Raw genomic sequence first — 18736 nt, 5'->3', positions numbered from 1 at the left:
CGGCCATGGAGTCGGGCGATACTTACGGGTCCAGCAACTTTGCACAGCAGCTCGCTGCGACGTCGCATCCTGGCCTCCATCTGCCGTCTGTCTCGGACAGACAGAGGATGGGCCGCGACAAGGGCCACAAGGGCTACAGCGTGTATCCCCTCAGACTGCGCCGATCCACTCGGTGAACGCGGTCAGCGACTCGGCGTCCGCCCGCTTCAGCCTGCGGATTGTGGCTGCGGCATCCCGTGCCCACGGGTGCTCGCGAGTGTGCTGCGGTGCGATGAATCGGGCGACCTTCAGCGACTCGAACGCGTCGTCCGGGCGGCCCGCCCACACCTGCGCTCGCGCCAGCTCGATCCAGAACCCGGATCGGCGTTCGGCCGGCATGGAGTCCGGCGGGGTCCACTTCTCGGCGATGTCCAGGGCGGTCTGGATGTGATCACGGCCGAGGCTGACCGCGACGGACACCTCGTGGGCGCGCACGGAGTCGGGGCCGAACTGGGTGCCGTCGTAGTCGGCCTCGGGAATGGTGTCGCCGAGTCGGCGGGCTTCCGCCAGGTGGTGCTCTGCGGCGTCACAGTCGTCGGCGCGGCCGGCGATGACGGCCGCCCGCATGTGCAGGGCGCCGCGGGCTGCGGTCGTGTCCCGGCCGATCGGGCTGGGGCTTGCGTCGATGGCACGCTCCAAAGCGGCGAGGCCTTGGGCGTGGGCGCGTGCGGCGAAGAACGTCTCCGTGCGGACGTAAGCGGCGGTGGCCTGAGCGATGCGGTCCTCTGTCCGGTCGGCCGCCCATCGCATCAGATCGATGAGTCTGGCTGACAGGTCCCGGTGGCCGAACTTGTACGCGACCGCGTCTGCCGACCGGGCCGTGGCGGCGAGGAGCTGTGCGGCGCGCAGCCGGTCGGCGCCGGTGCAGTGGTGCAGCGCGGTCAGAGAGCGGGTGAGGAATTGTGGGGCGTGCTCGGCGATGCGGGCGTACTGCGCGGCCAGTCTCCACTCGGTCAGCTGCGCCACAGTGGTCGCGAGTTGGTGCAGCGGGACGGGCGGAACGTCGGCGGGGATGTCGTAGGCGGCGATCGCGGCGGAGATGGCTGGGGCAGAGGCGTGCACGCGGCTTTCGGTGCGCGTGCTGCCGGTGATGATGTGGCTCGGGTCGACGGCGAGTGCTGCGGCGATCGAATCGAGGGTGTCATCACTGGGTGAGCGGGCGCCGCGCTCGATGGCCTTGATGGTGGCCAGGGAGACGAAAGCGGCGCGCGCAAGGTCGGCTTGGGTCATCCGGCGGGTACGGCGGATGGTGGCGATGCGGCGGCCGACCTCGATGGCTGTGGAGGTGGGCATACGAGCTCCGTTCGGTACGACCACCTCGAACAGTAGTGGCGCCGTGACCGAGTGATGGGTGACTACTGGGCGATGAGCGCCGGAAGTTCCGTGAGGCGGTCGATTCTCCAGTCCGCAGTCGCCACGAGGTCCGGGTCGGCTGCCCATAGATGTCCCCATGGGCCCCGCCTCAGGTGAGCAGTGCGCAGTCCGGCCGCCGCTGCGGGGATCGTGTCGTTGGCCGGGTGGTCGCCGACGTACAGCGTCTCGCCGGGTGGTGCCTGCCCGGCCTCGACGGCTCGCCGGAAGAACTCGGGCCGCGGCTTGGCCACGCCCCACTCTCCGGACGTCGCAATCACGTCGGCCGGCAGGTCGAGGGCACGCAGCAGTTCCCCCGCGCGAGCGGTCTGGTTCCCGGCGATGACGACCCGGACACCGATCCGGCGCAGTTCGGCCAAGGCGGGCCGGACGTCGTCGTACAGGTCGCTGTCGTCCAGGTGCTCGCCGCGACCGGCGGCCTCCCGAGCCCGGTACTCGGCTGCGACGTCGATACCGGGGCGGACGAGGCGGAGGGCATCGGCGTTGTCACGACCCTGCGCGACGACGGCCCCGACGAGCGCGGACAGCGTGTGTCGGGGGATGTCCAGCCAGTCGGCCCACGATGCCCAGTAGCGATCGTCACGGACGAGGGTCTCGCCGACATCGAAGATCACAGCGCGAATCATGCGGGCAGGGTACCGAGCGCGACGAAAAGGCCCCCCTTCCTGTCCGGAGGCGAGAGGTGCACCTCCTTGTCCACGGACAGCCGGGGGAAGCCCCGCGCGCGCGGCGGGCCGGGGACTCGGCCCGTGGTCTTCGTCGTGCGCTGTGCCGTGGTCCCGGCAATCATGGAGGTGTGCCCAGCGTCCCCACCGCGGGCGGCGGCACCGCAGAGCACCGTCCGGATCAGTCGCGGACCGACTACGCGGGTGCGATCTACGGTGCGCTGCTGGCCGCGTCCGTCATAGCCGGGACCGCAGCGGTCGGTCCTTTCTCCCGCCTCGGGCTCGTGCTGTTCCTCCTTGTCACCGGCGTCGTGTTCTGGGCCGCCCATGTCTACGCCCGTCTGGCCGGGGAGCGGGAACACGGACAACGCCTGAGCTGGAGCGAGGTACGGCATGTGGCCGGGCACGAGTGGCCGGTGGTCCAGGCCGCCTTCCCCCCCGGCCGTCGCGGTGGCGATCAGTCCGCTGCTGGGGCTCGGACTCGCCGGAACAGCTTGGTTCGCACTGGGGGTCGCCCTGTTCGAGCAGGTCATGTGGTCGACCGTTGCCGCCGTGCGCGCCGGAGCCTCTCGCCGGCTGGTAGTGGTCTCCGGGCTGGTGAACCTGGCGCTCGGCCTGATCATCGTTCTCGCCAAGACGACCATCCATCACTGAACAGACAGCGGGCTTTCCTCCCGGCGAACCCCCGGGCGGCGGGACGCCAAGGCCAACACCAGGGTGACGCCGAGAGAGCCCGTCGCCATCGTCGTCATCGCCAGTGCGGGGGTCGTGAGTTGGGCCAAGACGCCCGCCGCTGTCGCGCTGAGGCCCTGGAGGGTCAGCATGCCTGCCGAGTGCAGGCCGAGGGCCTGGCCGGACATGGTGTCGGGGGTCAGGCGCATCAGGCGCTCCTGCTGTATCAGGCTCGCCCCGAAGCCGGCCGATGCCACGGTCACGCAGGCCGCCGCCACCGGCACCGGCGGGTGTGCGACGAAGACCAGGTACGGCGTCGCCAGCAGGAGCAGCAGCGGGGTGGCCAGGCGGGCGCGGACCGTGGCGGGGAGCAGCCTCCCGACCGTCAGGTCCCCGGCGAACATGCCGAGCGCGCCGCACGCGAACAGGGTGCCTGCCGCGTGCGGGGCGTACGACACGTACAGCGACTCGCAGCCCACGACCATGCCGTTGGGCAGCCACAGGCCCAGGTACGTCAGGCGGCGCGGCCGGGACGACCACAGCGCGGCGTTGACGCGCCAGGTCGCCGTCGCCGAGAGGCGGCCGGCCGCGCGGGGCGGACGGGCGGTCAGGCCGAGCCGCAGGGCCAGCGCGGCCGTCAGGTACAGGGCCGCCGCCAGCAGCAGGCAGGCGTGCGGGGAGAGTACGGCGAGCAGGGCGCCGCCCGTGGCGAAGCCCGCGATCTGCGCCAGGCCGCTCACCATGTTGAACAGCGAGCGCCCGGGCAGATAGCCGTCCTTGGTGAGGATCTCGGTCAGCAGGCCCCAGCGGACCCCGCCGCCGAGCGACGCGGCCAGGCCCAGCGGCACGAGGAGGGCGAGCAGCGCGCCGGCGGGGAGGCCGGGCAGCGCCTGGACCGCCGTACCGGCCGCGAAGGCCAGCGCGATCGCCGACAGCGCCGTGCGCGGGGGCAGCCGGTCCGCGCCGGAGAGCAGCACGGTGGCGCCCAGCGCCTGGGCGAGCGACTGCCCGAACATGCTCACCGCCGACAGCAGCGGGGAGCCCGTCGCCCGGTACACCAGCGTGGCCAGCGCGAGGCCGCCGACGGTCTGGGCGGCGGTCTGCGCGGCCGTGCCGAGGAAGAGCGGGGTGAACTCCGGGGTACGGAACAGGGATCGGTAGCCGGTCATGGTCCGGAGTCTCGGCCGGGCCGCCTAGCGCCGGTTATCGTTTCGCCCGCGCGCGAAAGCCCGGGCACATGCGTTACGGGAAACGGCGCGCGGGACGTCGTACGCCGTGGGGTCCCGGGGAGGTGCGGCTCGGATGGGGTGGTGGCAGCTCGACGCCGACACGCTCGCCCGGAGCCGGTTCGTCGTCTCTCCGCTCGCCGAGACCTTCGGGTGCCTGAAGCTGCTGCACTCCGGGCAGGGCGCGCATCCCGGGGAGCAGGCCTGGCTGGGCGCCCATCTGCCCGCCTACCGGGCCCGGCTCGGGGCCGACCCCGTGACCGCGCGGCTGGTGCGGGCGGGGCTGGGCCGGGAGTGGATCGCCGACTTCCTGACGCCCGCCCCGCGCCCCGGGGAGGACTTCGCCGCGGAGGTCGGCCGGGTGCGCGCGGTCGGTCCCGGTGCCGCCCGCGCCCATCTGCGGGTCTCGCTCGCCGGGCCGCTGCCCGCCGTGCTCGACCGGGACGATCTGGCGGAGCGGGCAGCCACGCTGCTGGAGTGGGTGTGGGAGGAGACCGTACGGCCCTCCTGGGAGCGGCGCCGGCGGGTGCTGGAGGCGGATGTGCTGGCCCGGACCGCGCGGGTCGGCCGGGGCCGGCTGGGCGAGCGCGCTGGGCGAGCTACGGGGCGGGACGCGCTGGCTCGGGGACAACCGGTTCCAGGTCAACCTGCACGAGTATCCGCCGCGTGACATCTCCGGCGCCGAACTGCTCTTCGTGCCGGTGACCCCGCAGCGGCAGGGCTGGGTGTCCTGGGCGGAGCGGGAGCGGTACGCCGTGGTCTATCCCTGCTCCGGCGTGCTGGCCGGGGACGGCGGGCGTACGGTGCCGGCGGGGCTGAGCGCCCTGCTGGGGCCGGCCCGGGCCGGGGTGCTGGTCCTGCTCCGCTCGCCCCTGAGCACGACCCAGCTGACCGCCGTGACCGGGCAGGGCCTCGGCTCCGTCGGACGGCATCTGAAGGTGCTGCGCGAGGCGGGCCTGGTGGAGCGGCGGCGGGCCGGACGGACGGTCCTGTACGTGCGGACGACGGCGGGGGACGTACTGGTCGAGGCGAGCGGACCCCAGCCGGGCCAAGCCGATGCGAGCAGGCCCCAGCCGGGCGGAGCCGAGGCGAGCGGGCCTCAGGCGAGCAGGGCCCAGCCGGGCGGAGCCGAGGCGAACAGGCCCAGGCGAGCGGGCCGGACGTGTGAGGCCGGGAGCGGCAGGGGCGGGGAAGGCCGGGGGGACTAGCATCCGATGGCATGACGACTACTGAGCACAGCGGCTCCCCGCTGGACGTCGAGATCGGTGCCCTCCAGGGCGGTTCCGCGGACCTGTCGCGGTTCGCGGGCAACGCCGTCCTCGTCGTGAACGTGGCCTCCAAGTGCGGCCTGACCCCGCAGTACTCGGCGCTGGAGGAGCTCCAGAAGCGGTACGCGGCACGCGGCTTCACCGTGCTGGGCGTGCCCTGCAACCAGTTCCTCGGGCAGGAGCCGGGCAGCGCCGAGGAGATCGCGCAGTTCTGCTCGGCGACCTACGGCGTCACCTTCCCGCTGACCGAGAAGGTGGAGGTGAACGGTCCGGGCCGGCACCCGCTGTACGAGCGGCTCGTCGGGTTCGCCGACGCCGAGGGGCACAGCGGGGACATCCGCTGGAACTTCGAGAAGTTCCTGATCGGCCGGGACGGCCGGGTCGGCGCCCGGTTCTCGCCGCGGACCGAGCCGGACTCGGCCGAGGTCGTCGCCGCGATCGAGTCCCAGCTGGGCTGAGAAAGAGGCAGGGAAAGCGGAGAGCCCTCTCGGCAAGGACGGCGACTGGTCGAGAGGGCTCTTCGATGGTGCGTGTGCGGTTGTCGTGCCGGGCGGGGCCGGGAAGGTCCCGTACCGCCCTGACGGAGGTCCTTACGCCTTGACGGAGGCGACGAAGGCGTTCCAGGCGTCGGCGGGGAAGGCCAGCACCGGGCCCTCGATGTCCTTGGAGTCACGGACGGCGAGCTCGGCGGCGGTCGGCGCCTTGATCTCGACGCAGGCGCCGTTGCCGCCGGAGTACGACGACTTCATCCACGTCTCCGAAGCGCCCTGAATCAGTGCCATGTCCACTCCTGTTGCGGTTGCGGTGGTCCGGTACGCGCCAACCGTGTCGTCCGATCGGCATGATCGACGCTAGCGGGCAACTTCGGCCGGTGGAGGAGCCGTTCACTCGACCGGATGGCATATCTCGGGCGAGCCTTCCACTGGAGCGGACCGGCGGTGTACGATCCCGCGCCCGTGCGCCTCTCGCCTCAGTCGGCGTACCTTTTCGCCGCCTCCGCGATGAACTGCCGGGACACCTCCACGTTGTGCGACTGCGCCCGCAGGTGCTCGTACATCACGGCGTACTTCTGCACGTCCTGCGCCTTCTCCAGGTACAGGTCGCTGGTGACGCCCTCCAGGTACACCACGCTGGAGTCGGCCGCGTCGGCGAACTCCAGGATCGCGTACTGGCCGTTGATGCCCGGGTGCGCGCCCACCTCGAACGGCAGCACCTGCACGGTGACGTGCGGCAGCTCGGACAGCTCGATGAGGTGCTCCAGCTGCTCGCGCATCACCAGCCTGCTGCCCACCACTCGGTGCAGCGCGGCCTCGTCCAGCACCACCCACAGCCGCAGCGGGTTGCGTTCGGTGGTGATGCGCTCCTGCCGCCGCATCCGCACCTCGACGCGTTTGTCGATCTCGTCCGCCGAGGTCTCCGGCAACGCGCCGCGCACCAGCGCCTCGGCGTAGGGACGGGTCTGCAACAGGCCGGTGACGATCTGCGGTTCGTAGACCCGCAGCGACTCCGCGTCGGTCTCCAGGCCGATGTACACGCTGTACGGGATGTCCCCGAAGGTGTGCCACCAGCCCTGCTGCCGCGAGTCCCGGGCCATCTCCATCAGCGAGTCGACGATCCGCTTGTCCTCGACGTCGTACACCCCGCACAGGTCGCGCACATCGCGCTGGCTGATGCTCCTCCGGCCGTTCTCCAGTCTGCTGATCTTCGACTGCGACACCAGCAGTCGCTCCGCCACCTCCTCGGCCGTCATGCCCTTGAGCTCGCGGAGTCTGCGCAGCTCCTGGCCCAGTCGGCGTCGCCTTACGGTGGGATTGACATTGGACGCCACGGGACGTGCACCTCCGGCTGCCTGCCTGTGACTCAACACTTTCCGTATCTGCTGTTCAGCAGACTGCCACCAAGGTGCTGGCCAGCGCTGGGAAACGGCGGATATGCAACGCCCCCGACGACGCCCTTCGAACGGGTGGACGCAGTCGAGCGGGACGGCGGGACCACGACAGCGGTCTCACCGTCCCGCTCCGACCAGCGGCTCCCGAACCGGGTCTGTGCGGTACCGGGTCTGTGCGTTACCGGCTCCGTGCGCACCGGGCCCATGGCCCGGTGCACGGTCGTGCGTGCGGCTCAGTGGGCCACGGCACGGGCCATGGACCCGCGGTGCGGCTGCATCGGAACCCCGCGTGCGGGTTCCGTCGCGGCCCTGGTTCCGGGCGCGGCCTGCCGGCCGGCCGGGGCCGTGCCCCGGCGCGGCTGGGCCGCCGCGCCGTTCTGTACGTCCATGACGGCGTGCGCGACGAGCCCGCCCATGGGGTCGTGCCGGATCAGATCCCGCAGCCGGGAGCGGGACGAGCGCCCCTCGTTCCCCGGATACAGGTGCTTGCCGAGCCCGACGGCGTGCGCCAGGGCGGCGAGCGCCGCGGTCCGCGGGTCCGGCGGTACGCCGGTGCGGATCGCGGAATCCAGCCGGGCTCGGATCTCCCGGCTGATGGCGGTGTCGGTCGCCTGGTACCGCGTGGTCGGCAGCACCCCGCACATCTGGCCGGGTACGGCGGCGACCATGCCGCACCGTTCCAGATGCGAGAGATAGGTCTGCCTGAGCCCCAGCCGGGGCCCGCCGATCCAGTGGACGGCACGCACCGGAGCGCCGCGCCTGCGCAGCAACTCCAACGCGCTGTCCAGAGTCGGATCTCCTGTCGGCCGTGGCACCACCACGGCGATACGATCCCCGTCTGGGGCTATCCGTCCGGCCAGCGCCAGCTCCACTAGCTGTGCACCGGCCAGACCGAGGTCGAGCGACTGCGGCTGCGCAGTGGTACCCGTGGCCGGGTCCAGTGCCAGCAGCAGAAGCTCCTCCGGAAGTGTTCTGCGGCTCCTGCCCATCCATGCCTCCCCGCGTGGATGAATGACAGGGTGACCCCTCTCACATTGGTCTGTCGAGGGTGCGTGACCGGTTCGTAAGGGAACCGGTAGGTATGTCGTTCTCGTCTACCGCAGGGGCCATGCCCTCACACAGGACACTGGTACATGGTTCGGACAGGGCGCGCGCGCAAGCGTGCGGCGCATGGAGGAGGCATCGGTGGCGGGCGAGTCCCCCGACAGGTCGAAGCAGCCGGAGTCGTCGGCGGAACCGACGTCACAGAGCGCGGGTTCGGTTCCCGAGGCGCGCGATCCGCGGCTGACGGTGGCCCGCGAGAAGGGTTCCCCGGCCGGCGGCAGGGACACGGCGACGCAGGTCCTGACGGTACGTTCCGAGACCCCGGACGAGGCCGGAACGCCGGCCCGGCCCGAAGAGCCGTCGGGCGCGGAGGACTCCGTCCCGGCCGACGGCGACAAGGAGTTGCGCGCGGCCGTCTCGGCGTGGATCCGTGAGCCGGGGACCGACGCGACCGCAAAGGGAAGCGGTGCCGCGGGGGCCGAGGACGAGGGTTCGTCCAAGGCGGAGGCGGTGAGCGGGGGTTCGGGTGACGGGGAGGCCGAGGGTTCGTCCCGCCCCGCGACCGACGTGGACGCCGACACCGACACGGACGCCGACGCCTCGCCCAACGGGGAGGACGAGGGCGAGGGTGACGGGTCGTCCGGCTCGCGCGCCGACGCCCGTCCTGAGGGCGCGTCCGGCACCGGCGACAAGACGGGCGCCGCGACGAAGTCCGACGCGGACGACCACGTCGACGCCGAGTCCGGCACCGACGGCAAGGACGAAGTCGCCGACGGGGATGACGCCGAGGACGCCGCCGACGGGGACTCCGGTGCCGACGCGAAGGACGAGCCGGAGGCAGAAGCCGCCGCCGACGCCGACGCGAAGGGCACGGCGGACGCGAAGGAAGAGTCCGACGCCAAGTCCGACGCCAAGTCCGGCACCGACGCGGCCCCGGACAACAAAGCCGGCATAGACGCAGACGCAGACGCAGACGCAAAGAACGACACCGGCGCCGACATCGACGCGGAGGAAGACGCCACCCCCGCCGCCTCCGGCAAGCCCGCCGCCCCCGCCGCGGGCGTCGATCAGCCGACCACCGTCTTCAAGGCCGTCCAGCCCAAGAAGCCCGCCGTCGACCAGCCCACCACCATGCTCAAGGTCGGCGACACCGGCAAGGCCGAGACCACCGGCCCCAAGACCACCGGTCCTGAGCCCGCCGAGTCCGAGTCCGAGCGCACCAGCAAGTTCGTCGCGCTGAAGGACGACATGCGCTCGGCCGGCAAGGCTCCCGCGCCGAAGGGCGGCACGCCCAAGGACGGCACGCCCAAGGACGGCAAGGTCCCCGCGGCCGAGGCCACCACCGCCGTGCCCCGGATCGGCCCTGAGCGCACCACCCAGCAGCCGCTGCCGCCCAAGCCCCCGCTGGACCTGCTGGCGGAGCTGACCAACACGCCGCCGCCCCCGGAGACCCCGGTCCGCACGCTCGTGCGCCGGATCAAGATCTGGACCCCGCTGGTCCTGCTCCTGGCGATCATCTTCGCGGTCGTACAGACGTTCCGTCCGCTGCCGGCGCCCGCGCTCGCGCTCACCGCCGAGGACACCTTCACGTTCGACGGCGGCGCGACGCGGCTGCCCTGGCCGGACGAGGGCCAGGGCTGGGTGGACGGCGACGGCATCGGCACGATGGGTCACTTCGGCGACCAGAAGCCGGTGGCCATCGGCTCGGTCGCCAAGACCATGACCGCCTACATCATCCTCCGCGACCACCCGCTGAAGCCCGGGCAGGAGGGTCCGAAGATCAAGGTGGACCCGAAGGCGGAGAAGGAGGGCGGCTACGACAAGGACGGCGAGTCCACGCTGAACACCGTCAAGGCCGGCGACCACCTCACCGAGAAGCAGGCCCTGTCCGCCGTCATGATCCCCTCCGCCAACAACATCGCGCGGCTGCTCGCGCGCTGGGACGCGGGCTCGGAGGCGGCGTTCGTCAAGAAGATGAACGCCACCGCCAAGGAGCTGGGGATGACCGGCACGACGTACACCGACCCCTCGGGCCTGAAGGAGACCACCGTCTCCACGGCCGAGGACCAGGTGAAGCTCGGCCGCGCGGTCGTCAAGAACCCGGCCCTGGTCGCCATCACCAGCGCGGCGAGCTGGACGGACCCCTCCGGCCGCAACTGGCCCAACTACAACGAGCTGCCCTACCGCATCGGCGCGATCGGCATCAAGACCGGCAGCACCACCAAGGCCGGCGGCAACCTGCTCTTCGCGTCCCGCAAGAAGGTCGGCGGGCAGACGGTCACGATCGTCGGCGCCATCCTCGGCCAGAACAAGACACCGATCCTCGGCACCGCCAACGCGGTCAGCAAGACCGCGCTGCTCGCCGCCGAGGAGGCGCTGACCTCCACCAAGGTCCTGAAGAAGGGCGATGTGGTCGGCTATGTGGACGACCGGCTCGGCGGTCACACCCCGGTCGTGGTCACCGAGGACGTCACGGCCGTCGGCTGGGCGGGCCTGAAGGTCGGGCTGACCTTCGCCTCCGGGTCGGTGCCGCACACCGCGAAGGCCGGCACCCGGGTCGGCACGCTCACCGTGGGCGACGGCACGGCCGCCGCGGTCAAGGTCCCGGTCGCCCTCCAGAAAGATCTGGCCGAGCCCGGGTTCGGCGCCAAGCTGACCCGTCTGGGCTGATCACCGGCCCGCCCCCGCCACCGCACCCCGTCGCCGGAGCCCGAACCCGGGAGCCTTTGCGACGGGGTGCGTGCTAGCGTCACGAATCGGGGCAGGTCGCCGGTCACGCGAGACAGGGCCGCGAACTGGAAGAAATCGGAATGCGGCCGGGTACACCGTGGAAGCGGCCGAGAACAGAAGACGGGACACGGGGAGTGCCTTCAGTGGCCACAGCGGAGCCGACACGCGCCGACGACGCCGAACCGGGCCCGGGAGCCGGTGCGCGAATACGCCTGTCCGGGAGCGGCGCGGACAGCGGCGCTCCCGGGGTGTCCCCCGGAGGAGCCGCGGAACCGCGCACCCGGTTCGGGGCGCTGCGCCGGCGGCTGTCGCGGCATCCCGTGCTGTCGGTCACGGCCCTCGCGGGTGTGCTGCACATCATCTGGTTCTTCACCTTCGCGAACAGCGGTGGTGATCTCGCCGCCCAGGACGCGTGGGCGGAGTTCGTCGGCCGGCACCCGGACTCGGCGTACAACCTCGCCTGGTACGGGGGCATGCACCCGGTGTCGTACAGCGTGGTGTCGCCGTATCTGATGTCGGTCCTCGGCGTCCGTACGACGATGATGGTCGCCGGCACCGTGTCGGCGGGCCTGCTGACGCTGGTGCTGCTCCGCAGCCGGGTGGTGAGGAACCCGCTGTGGGCCTCGCTGGCCGGGGTCTTCGCGTTGCTGTGCAACGCGATCTCCGGGCGGGTGACCTTCGGGCTCGGCATGATGTTCGCGCTCGGCGCGGTCGCGGCGGTGTTCTGCTGGCCGCACCGGTGGCGGACCAAGCGCTGGGCGAAGGCCCTGGTCACCGCCCCGCTGGCCGCGCTCGCCACGATGTCCTCGCCGGTCGCGGGGCTGTTCGTGGGGCTGGTCGCGGTCGCCCTGTTCCTCCAGAAGCGGCGGCCCGGCGCCTGGGCGCTGGGGCTCGCGCCGTCGGCGGTGGTCGCGGTGTCGGCCTGGCTGTTCCCGTTCTCCGGCACCCAGCCGATGGGGTTCGGCTCGGTGGTCATGCCGCTGCTGTACGGCCTGCTGTGCCTGTTCCTGGTGCCCAGGCGGTGGGTGACCGTCCGGCTGACGGCGGCCGTCTACAGCGTCGCCGTGGTGCTGGTGTGGCTGATCAGCTCGCAGATCGGGTCGAACATCTCGCGGCTGCCGATGCTGTTCGCGGGCGCGGCCCTGATCGCGGCGCTGCCGTACACCGTGCCGAAGTCACGCAAGTGGTACCTGACCGTGCTGGCCTTCCTCGGCTTCGTCGGCTGGATCGGCTACAAGTCGGTGGACGACATCATCCACACCACCCCGGCCGCGTCCTGGGCGCGGGAGCTGGCCCCGCTGGTGAACGAGCTCCAGAAGGGCGGCGCCGAGAAGGGCCGCGTCGAGGTGGTCCCGGCCCGCTCGCACCGGGAGGCATCCGCGCTCGCGCCGTACGTCAACCTGGCCCGCGGCTGGAACCGGCAGGCCGACATGGAGCGCAACCCGCTCTTCTACGACGACACGCTGAACTCGGCGAGCTACCACGAGTGGCTGAAGCGCTGGGCCGTGCACTACGTGGTGCTGCCCAAGGACGACCTGGACGGGTCCGGCGGCCAGCGGGAGCGGGAGCTGCTGCGCAGCGGGATGCCGTATCTGAAGCAGGTCTGGGGCGACGCCAACTGGCAGCTGTTCAAGGTGACCGACCCGGCGCCGCTCGCCGAGCCGAACGCGGTGGTGGACCGCGCCGACCAGGTCGAGATGACCCTGCGGGTGCGCAAGCCCGGCCGGGTGCTGGTGCGGATCCCGTACTCGCCGTGGCTGAGCATCGTGGACGAGCACGGCAAGAGCCTGAAGCCGCCGCAGGAGTCCTCCGGTGCGCCCAGGACATACCAGAACGTCAACGGATGTCTTTCGCACACACAGGAGGACGCGAACGGGGACCGGTGGACGGTGCTGGTGGCGCCGAAGGCCGGGACGTACCGGCTGGCCGCGCCGTACCAGCTGCCGCGCGGTACGCCGTGCCCGGACGAGCTGAAGTGACGGCGGCGGTCAGTCGCGCAGCTCGGTGACGTAGGTGTCCGTGCCCGGGACGGTCGGCAGGAACGGTGCCACCAGTTCCACCCGGCCCAGGCCGGACCCGGCCACCTGCTCGTCCAGCCCGGTGAAGTGCTCCGCCCAGCACTCACGCGGGTCCCGTTCCAGGAACCACAGCAGGGTCAGCCGGGTGTCCACGCCCTCGACCTGGCGGACGTAGGTCATGCGGTCGCCGGGCAGGGGGGTCGGCCGGAAGACCGTCGCCATGGCGGCCGGTGAGCCCGCGAGCCGCCGGGGCAGGTGGCGGGTGCGCAGCCAGTCCAGCAGCCCGGCCCGCCGCCCGGCCGTCTCCGCGTCGATCACCTCCAGCACCAGGCCCCGGTAGGGGTGGTCGAGGGCGTGGACGTCGCGCGGTCCGGCGGCGCCGTCCCGGTACACGGTCGCCTCGTGGTCCTGGAAGGCCGTGAAGACGTGGGTGCGGTCGTGGTGGACGCGGCCGTCCCGGTCGAGGCGGCGGTTGATGGCGACGGTCCACTTCATGTGCTCGTCGTAGCGGCCCTCGGTGATCCAGTAGGTGGACAGGTAGCAGCCGGTGGTGACCGGCCGGGCGACGGCCGAGTCCGCCGGGTAGCGCAGGAGCTGGAGCTCCCGGGTCGCCACCCAGCGCCGGCCCGCGTACATCCAGGGCATGGCCATCGCGCCGGCGTAGTAGTGGTCGTCCTCGTACCAGCGGTTGTAGGCGTACTCGTGCCCGGGGTGCGGCTCGACCAGGGTGATCAGGGCGTGTCCGGGGCGGACGCCGTACGGTCCTACGGCGGCCAGTTCGGCGTACCGCTCGCTGTGGGTGTCGTCGTTCACGCGGTTCCCCTTTCCTGCGGTGGACCGTACTCTGACGCTCCGTCAGATAAAGCGCCATACCGCGGGAGGCTCCGATGTCCCTGCTCACGGGCAAGACCGTCGTGGTTTCGGGGGTCGGGCCCGGGCTCGGCCGGCGGGTCGCCGCGGCCGTCGTGCGGGAGGGCGGGAACGCGGTGCTCGGGGCGCGCACCAAGGCCGCGCTGGCCGGGACGGCGGCCGCGATCGACCCGGAGGGCACGCGCACGGCGTACCGGGAGACCGACATCACCGACGAGGGCCGGTGCGAGGCGCTGGCGGCGCTGGCGCTGGAGCGGTTCGGCGGGATCGACGCGGTGGTGCACGTGGCGGCCCTGGATTCCCACTTCGGCGGGCTGGCGGACGCCGACTTCGCGGCCTGGCGGGCGGTGCTGGACGTGAATCTGCTGGGGACGTTGCGGATGACCCGGGCGTGCCTGCCGGCGCTGCGGGCGGGCGGGGGCGGGTCGGTGGTGTTCATCGGGACGCAGTCGGCGCTGGCCGCGCCGACCGAGGTGCGGCAGGCCGCGTACGCCGCCTCGAAGGGGGCGCTGACCAGCGCGATGTACGCGCTGGCGCGGGAGCTGGGGCCGGACCGGATCCGGGTCAACTCCGTGCTGCCGGGCTGGATGTGGGGGCCGCCGGTGCGGGCGTACGTGCGGTTCACCGCGCGGGCGGAGGGGGTGCCGGAGGAGGAGGTGCTGGCCCGGCTGACCGGGCGCATGGCGCTGCCGGAGCCGGCCACCGACGGGGACGTGGCCGAGGCGGCAGTGTTCCTCGCCTCGGACCGGGCACGGGCGATCACGGGGCAGTCGCTGCTGGTGAACGCCGGGGAGCTGATGAGGTAGTCCGGCGGCGCAGGGGGCGAGGGATGGTTCAGGGATGTGAATAAGGGTCACTACAACGAACGATTTTACCGTGACTTGACCTTCCCGTTGCTTGTCGCGTTCATGTGAGCGGAACCACGATCGGGCACATGAACAGTCTCGACTGGGCCGTGCTCATCGGCTACTTCGGTGTGATGGTCGCGATCGGCGTCTGGTCGCACAAGCGCGTCGACAACGTCTCCGACTTCTTCACAGCCGGCGGCAAGATGCCCTGGTGGCTGTCCGGCATCTCGCACCACATGTCGGGCTACAGCGCCGTGATGTTCACCGGGTACGCGGGCATCGCCTACACCTACGGCGTCACCTCCTTCATCACCTGGTCCTTTCCCATCGCGCTCGGCATAGCCATCGGGTCGAAGCTGTTCGCGCCGCGCATCAATCGGCTGCGCTCCCGGCTCCACGTGGCCTCCCCGCTGGAGTACCTGAAGAACCGCTACAACCTGCCGACCCAGCAGGCGCTCGCCTGGTCCGGCCTGCTGCTGAAGATCGTCGACGTGGGCGCCAAGTGGGCGGCGATCGCCACGCTGTTGTCGGTGTTCACCGGGGTCTCGCTGAACCAGGGCATCCTCATCACCGGCGTGATCACCGCCGTCTACTGCACGATCGGCGGTCTGTGGGCGGACGCGCTGACCGAACTCGGCCAGTTCGTCATCCAGTTGCTGGCCGGGCTGTCCATGTTCGTCGCGGTCGTGGTGAAGCTGAACGAGAAGAACATCGGCTTCCTCGGGGCCTGGGACGAGCCCGCGCTGCACGGCCACGAGAAACCGCTGGTCGGCCCGTACGGCACGGTGTTCCTGCTGGCGTTCCTGTTCATCAAGCTGTTCGAGTACAACGGCGGCATGCTGAACCAGGCCCAGCGCTACATGGCCACCGGCAGCGCCCGCGAGGCGGAGCGCTCGGCCCGGCTGTCGGCGATCCTGTGGCTGGTCTGGCCGGTCGTGCTGTTCTTCCCCATGTGGATGTCCCCGCTGCTCGTCCAGGCGCAGAAGCCGGACGGCTCCGACTCCTACGCGCTGATGACCGAACAGCTGCTGCCGCACGGGCTGCTGGGCCTGGTCATCGTCGGGTTCTTCTCCCACACCATGGCCATGTGCTCCTCCGACGCCAACGCCATCGCGGCGGTCTTCACCCGGGACCTCGCGCCGGTGCTGTCGGCCAGGGCGCGCGGCTGGGGCGCGCGGTCGGGGCTGATCGCGGCCCGGGTCACCACGGTCGTCTTCCTCGGCCTGTCCATGGCGGTCGCGACCCAGGTCAACTCCCCCGCGTTCAAGGACATCATCACGGTCGTCATCACGTGGGTGGCGGGGCTGATGGGCCCGATCGCGATCCCGATGATGCTCGGGCTGCTGCGCGCGTTCCGCCGCTCGGGGCCGACGGCGGCGCTCACCAGCTGGGCGGCGGGCCTGCTGGCCTTCTGGCTGGTCAACTACCCCATCAGCTGGAACGTGGACGGCGGTGTGCCGCTCCAGTACCAGGTCTCGGTGCCGCTCGCGGTCTCCCTGGTCCTGTACGTCCTGATCGGCTACCTGAAGCCGGAGGACACCCCGGAGCGGATGGCGATCATCGAGAAGGTGAACACCGACAGCGACGGGGCGGCTGTCCCTGTGCCGGCCAAGGCGGGGGACGACGTGGTGGGGGCGCCGTAGCGCGGCCTCACGCCCTCGGGTACCGCGCGAGCCACCCCGGGGACGCCCCGGCGGGTCCGTGCAGGGCCGGGCCCTGGGTCATCTCCATCGCGAAGTCGTCGGCGAGTTCGAGGAGCGTGGGGCGGCCCTCCAGCTCGGCCAGCCAGGCCGGGGGGAGGGCCGTCTCGCCGTGCAGGGCGCCGAGGAGGCCCCCGGTGAGGGCGCCGGCCGCCGCCGAAGGGCCGCTCTGGTTGACCGCGAGGCACAGCCCGTGCCGTACGTCCTCCCCCACCAGCGCGCAGTACACGGACGCGGCCAGCAGCCCGTCCGCCGTGCCGTCGCCGGCCAGCTCCTCCACCCGGGCCGGGGTCGGGACACCCTGCCGCACCGCGCCGAGGGCGTGCCGGAGGGCGTCGCACACCGGTTGGTGGCCGGGGCGGGCGGTGAGCAGGGCGAGCGCCCGCCGCACGGCGCCGTCCAGGCTCTCGCCCCGGGCCAGCGCGTGCACGATGACGGCGTACGCGCCCGCCGAGAGGTAGGCGACGGGATGGCCGTGGGTCTGGGCCGCGCACTCCACGGCGAGCTGGACGACGAGCTGCGGCTCCCAGCCGACGAGCAGCCCGAAGGGAGCCGAGCGGGCGACCGCCTCGGGGCCCCGCTCGTCCGGGTTCTTCGGGGACTCCAGCGTGCCCATGGTCCGGTCGCCGAACCCGATGAGCAGCGCGCGGGTGGGGTCGCGGCGGGCGTACAGCCACTCCTCGCGGGCCAGCCAGCCGTCCTCCGCGCGGCGCTCGTCCGGGCCCCAGTCCCGCTGGGTGGCCGCCCAGCGCAGGTACGCCCGGTGCAGGTCGGTCGGCGGGTGCCAGGCGCCGGTGTCCCGCCGTACCTGGGCGCGTATCAGCCCGTCCACGGTGAACAGGGTCAGCTGGGTGTGGTGGGTGACGCTGCCGCGCCGGCCGTGCCCGGGGGCCAGGTCGAGCAGCCCCTCATCGCCGTACGCCTCCCGGATCCCGGCCAGGGGCAGGGCGTCGGCGGGCCCGCCGAGCGCGTCGCCCACCGCCACCCCGAGCAGGGTCCCGCGCACCCTGCTGCGATAGTCCTGCTGTTCGGCACGGCCCCAGACGGCACCGGTCGTCACCCCCACCAGACCTCCCCTGGCACCGCCCGCCTGTACGACGCGCAGCACTGTAATCGACCGGGAACGGTCGATTCAGCGGGACAAAACCGCCTGCACGGGTCGTTGTCCGGCGGACCGGCCGCGTTCGTCCCGGCGATCCTCCGGGTTCACCGGGCCTCTGGCTCAATACCCGTGGGCGAGGCCGGTGTTGGCCGGGAGAGAATCCAGCCATGACCACCACTCCCACCCGCCCCAGCGGCCTCCGGCTCGCCGCCGGGGTGCTCACCGGCATACTCGCCCTGTACATCACCCTGGTCGCCTTCGGGAACATCACCGATTTCGGCACCAACCAGAGTTACGTCCGACACGTGCTGTCGATGGACACGACGTTCAAGGACGGCAACCTGAAGTGGCGGGCCGTGACGAGCACGGCCCTGGAGGACACCGCCTACGTACTGATCATCGTGTGGGAGAGCGTGGCGGCCCTGCTGCTGATCTGGGGGACCTCGCTGTGGGCGCGCGGCAGGGACGATTCCGCGCGGCGCTGGTCCACCTACGGGCTGCTGATGCTGATGCTGCTGTTCGGCGGCGGGTTCATCGCCATCGGCGGCGAGTGGTTCGCCATGTGGCAGTCGGAGGCGTGGAACGGGCTGGACGCGGCGACCCGGATCTTCCTGATCAGCGGGGTCGCGCTGATCGTCAACCAGCTCCCCGCCCGGCAGCCGCGGACGGGGACGGACGCTAGTTGACGACCGCGACCCGCGTGCCCTGGTCGCCGAAGGACCACAGGGCGGCCCCGTCCTCCTTGTGCAGGCGGATGCCGCCCAGCTTCTGACCGTTCGCGGGGGGCGGGGAGGCGCCGTCCAGCGCGTTGGAGAAGGCGATGTTCACGCCGTCCGCCTTGGTGAAGTACATGACGTGCTCGATCTCCACGCCGTCCGAGCCCTTCAGGGACTGGGTGCGCAGGGTGATCGAGTAGCGGCCGGGCAGCGGGTCGACCGTGCCCGGCCACACCGGGAACGTGCGGATCGGCTTGCCGGTCGCGTCGACCAGCCACACCCGGTCGGCATCCAGCGAGTAGACGATCCGGCGGCCGTCACCGGAGTCGTCCGGCAGCTCCGGCGTCCGCGCGGCGGGCGCCGGCCCGGACGGGTGCGGGCTCGCCGACGCCGACGGGCCGGGCCGGGCCGCGGCGGCGGCCCTGGGATGCGGCCCGGCGTCCGCCTGCACGGCGAGGGCGACGACGACCGCGGTCGCCCCCGCCGTCAGACCGGTGACCCAGGCCCACGAGGGCAGTCGGGCAGCCACGGGACGCATCTCCTCCGCTACGGGGCCCCGTCCAGCATCGGGGGTCGGAC

16 protein-coding genes and 1 pseudogene are annotated in these 18736 nt (G+C 72.0%); 8 read left to right on the top strand and 9 right to left on the bottom strand.

Annotated features, from left to right (window positions below; all coding sequences use genetic code 11):
* Nucleotides 1-150: 150 nt before the first annotated feature.
* Nucleotides 151-1332 carry a helix-turn-helix domain-containing protein gene (locus ACSURM_RS21265; RefSeq protein ID WP_436957101.1) on the bottom strand — a complete coding sequence of 394 codons (1182 nt, stop codon included), beginning with the start codon at nucleotides 1330-1332 and terminating at the stop codon, nucleotides 151-153.
* A gap of 62 nt (nucleotides 1333-1394) precedes the next feature.
* A complete protein-coding gene (locus ACSURM_RS21260; protein ID WP_436957100.1) occupies nucleotides 1395-2036 on the bottom strand; it encodes an HAD family hydrolase in 642 nt (213 codons plus the stop codon).
* 489 nt (nucleotides 2037-2525) lie between these two features.
* On the opposite strand from ACSURM_RS21260, the gene ACSURM_RS21255 reads away from it, so the two are divergent.
* A complete protein-coding gene (locus ACSURM_RS21255; protein WP_436957098.1) occupies nucleotides 2526-2729 on the top strand; it encodes a hypothetical protein in 204 nt (67 codons plus the stop codon).
* On the opposite strand, the gene ACSURM_RS21250 is transcribed toward ACSURM_RS21255, so the two are convergent.
* The gene (locus ACSURM_RS21250) at nucleotides 2723-3916 is read right to left on the bottom strand and encodes an MFS transporter (RefSeq protein ID WP_436957096.1); all 1194 of its coding nucleotides are present in this window, start codon (nucleotides 3914-3916) and stop codon (nucleotides 2723-2725) included. The genes ACSURM_RS21255 and ACSURM_RS21250 overlap by 7 nt on opposite strands.
* Nucleotides 3917-4049: 133 nt before the next feature.
* On the opposite strand from ACSURM_RS21250, the pseudogene ACSURM_RS21245 reads away from it, so the two are divergent.
* Together ACSURM_RS21245 and ACSURM_RS21240 are read left to right on the top strand one after the other, a co-directional pair.
* Nucleotides 4050-5181: pseudogene (locus ACSURM_RS21245) on the top strand (ArsR family transcriptional regulator).
* Between the two features lie 11 nt (nucleotides 5182-5192).
* Nucleotides 5193-5699, top strand: coding sequence for a glutathione peroxidase (locus tag ACSURM_RS21240; RefSeq protein ID WP_436957095.1), 507 nt, complete (start codon nucleotides 5193-5195; stop codon nucleotides 5697-5699).
* A 132-nt stretch (nucleotides 5700-5831) separates the two neighbouring features.
* Here the strand turns inward: ACSURM_RS21240 and ACSURM_RS21235 are convergent, their stop codons facing one another.
* The 3 genes from ACSURM_RS21235 to ACSURM_RS21225 all read right to left on the bottom strand — a co-directional run bounded on the left by ACSURM_RS21235 (nucleotide 5832) and on the right by ACSURM_RS21225 (nucleotide 8118).
* On the bottom strand, nucleotides 5832-6023 hold the full coding sequence (locus tag ACSURM_RS21235) for a DUF397 domain-containing protein (protein ID WP_359047800.1): 192 nt from the start codon (nucleotides 6021-6023) through the stop codon (nucleotides 5832-5834).
* A 188-nt stretch (nucleotides 6024-6211) separates the two neighbouring features.
* On the bottom strand, nucleotides 6212-7069 hold the full coding sequence (locus ACSURM_RS21230; protein WP_436957094.1) for a helix-turn-helix domain-containing protein: 858 nt from the start codon (nucleotides 7067-7069) through the stop codon (nucleotides 6212-6214).
* A 293-nt stretch (nucleotides 7070-7362) separates the two neighbouring features.
* Nucleotides 7363-8118: a GOLPH3/VPS74 family protein gene (locus ACSURM_RS21225; protein WP_436957092.1), complete on the bottom strand. Its 756-nt coding sequence runs from the start codon at nucleotides 8116-8118 to the stop codon at nucleotides 7363-7365.
* Between the two features lie 181 nt (nucleotides 8119-8299).
* Here ACSURM_RS21225 and ACSURM_RS21220 point away from each other — a divergent pair, with 181 nt between their 5' ends.
* A complete protein-coding gene (locus ACSURM_RS21220) occupies nucleotides 8300-10843 on the top strand; it encodes a D-alanyl-D-alanine carboxypeptidase (protein ID WP_436957090.1) in 2544 nt (847 codons plus the stop codon).
* Nucleotides 10844-11046: 203 nt separating this feature from the next.
* Nucleotides 11047-12882 (top strand): MFS transporter, encoded by a 1836-nt coding sequence (locus ACSURM_RS21215; RefSeq protein ID WP_436957089.1) that lies wholly within the window; start codon nucleotides 11047-11049, stop codon nucleotides 12880-12882.
* A 9-nt stretch (nucleotides 12883-12891) separates the two neighbouring features.
* Here the strand turns inward: ACSURM_RS21215 and ACSURM_RS21210 are convergent, their stop codons facing one another.
* Nucleotides 12892-13734 carry a hypothetical protein gene (locus ACSURM_RS21210; RefSeq protein WP_436957088.1) on the bottom strand — a complete coding sequence of 281 codons (843 nt, stop codon included), beginning with the start codon at nucleotides 13732-13734 and terminating at the stop codon, nucleotides 12892-12894.
* Nucleotides 13735-13808: 74 nt separating this feature from the next.
* On the opposite strand from ACSURM_RS21210, the gene ACSURM_RS21205 reads away from it, so the two are divergent.
* Nucleotides 13809-14597: an SDR family oxidoreductase gene (locus ACSURM_RS21205; protein ID WP_436957086.1), complete on the top strand. Its 789-nt coding sequence runs from the start codon at nucleotides 13809-13811 to the stop codon at nucleotides 14595-14597.
* A gap of 128 nt (nucleotides 14598-14725) precedes the next feature.
* Complete coding sequence (locus ACSURM_RS21200; protein WP_436957084.1) at nucleotides 14726-16282, top strand: sodium:solute symporter family protein; 1557 nt, start codon at nucleotides 14726-14728, stop codon at nucleotides 16280-16282.
* 7 nt (nucleotides 16283-16289) lie between these two features.
* On the opposite strand, the gene ACSURM_RS21195 is transcribed toward ACSURM_RS21200, so the two are convergent.
* Nucleotides 16290-17405 carry an ADP-ribosylglycohydrolase family protein gene (locus ACSURM_RS21195; protein WP_436957082.1) on the bottom strand — a complete coding sequence of 372 codons (1116 nt, stop codon included), beginning with the start codon at nucleotides 17403-17405 and terminating at the stop codon, nucleotides 16290-16292.
* 203 nt (nucleotides 17406-17608) lie between these two features.
* Between ACSURM_RS21195 and ACSURM_RS21190 the strand changes: the two genes are divergently transcribed.
* The gene (locus ACSURM_RS21190) at nucleotides 17609-18127 is read left to right on the top strand and encodes a DUF2165 domain-containing protein (protein WP_436957080.1); all 519 of its coding nucleotides are present in this window, start codon (nucleotides 17609-17611) and stop codon (nucleotides 18125-18127) included.
* Here ACSURM_RS21190 and ACSURM_RS21185 read toward each other — a convergent pair.
* A complete protein-coding gene (locus ACSURM_RS21185; protein WP_436957079.1) occupies nucleotides 18120-18686 on the bottom strand; it encodes a hypothetical protein in 567 nt (188 codons plus the stop codon). The genes ACSURM_RS21190 and ACSURM_RS21185 overlap by 8 nt on opposite strands.
* Between the last annotated feature and the right edge of the window lie 50 nt (nucleotides 18687-18736).

It is taken from the genome of Streptomyces sp. SudanB182_2057, assembly GCF_964272715.1.
In the GTDB taxonomy this organism is placed as follows: Bacteria; Actinomycetota; Actinomycetes; order Streptomycetales; family Streptomycetaceae; genus Streptomyces; species Streptomyces rubradiris.
This window is presented reverse-complemented; position numbering and strand designations above follow the sequence as displayed.

Excerpts from the sequence above, each read along its gene's own strand:
- ACSURM_RS21265 (WP_436957101.1), bottom strand. The coding sequence starts at position 1,332 with ATGCCCACCTCCACAGCCATCGAGGTCGGCCGCCGCATCGCCACCATC.
- ACSURM_RS21260 (WP_436957100.1), bottom strand. The coding sequence starts at position 2,036 with ATGATTCGCGCTGTGATCTTCGATGTCGGCGAGACCCTCGTCCGTGAC.
- ACSURM_RS21250 (WP_436957096.1), bottom strand. The coding sequence starts at position 3,916 with ATGACCGGCTACCGATCCCTGTTCCGTACCCCGGAGTTCACCCCGCTC.
- ACSURM_RS21240 (WP_436957095.1), top strand. The coding sequence starts at position 5,193 with ATGACGACTACTGAGCACAGCGGCTCCCCGCTGGACGTCGAGATCGGT.
- ACSURM_RS21235 (WP_359047800.1), bottom strand. The coding sequence starts at position 6,023 with ATGGCACTGATTCAGGGCGCTTCGGAGACGTGGATGAAGTCGTCGTAC.
- ACSURM_RS21225 (WP_436957092.1), bottom strand. The coding sequence starts at position 8,118 with ATGGGCAGGAGCCGCAGAACACTTCCGGAGGAGCTTCTGCTGCTGGCA.
- ACSURM_RS21220 (WP_436957090.1), top strand. The coding sequence starts at position 8,300 with ATGGAGGAGGCATCGGTGGCGGGCGAGTCCCCCGACAGGTCGAAGCAG.
- ACSURM_RS21205 (WP_436957086.1), top strand. The coding sequence starts at position 13,809 with ATGTCCCTGCTCACGGGCAAGACCGTCGTGGTTTCGGGGGTCGGGCCC.
- ACSURM_RS21200 (WP_436957084.1), top strand. The coding sequence starts at position 14,726 with ATGAACAGTCTCGACTGGGCCGTGCTCATCGGCTACTTCGGTGTGATG.
- ACSURM_RS21190 (WP_436957080.1), top strand. The coding sequence starts at position 17,609 with ATGACCACCACTCCCACCCGCCCCAGCGGCCTCCGGCTCGCCGCCGGG.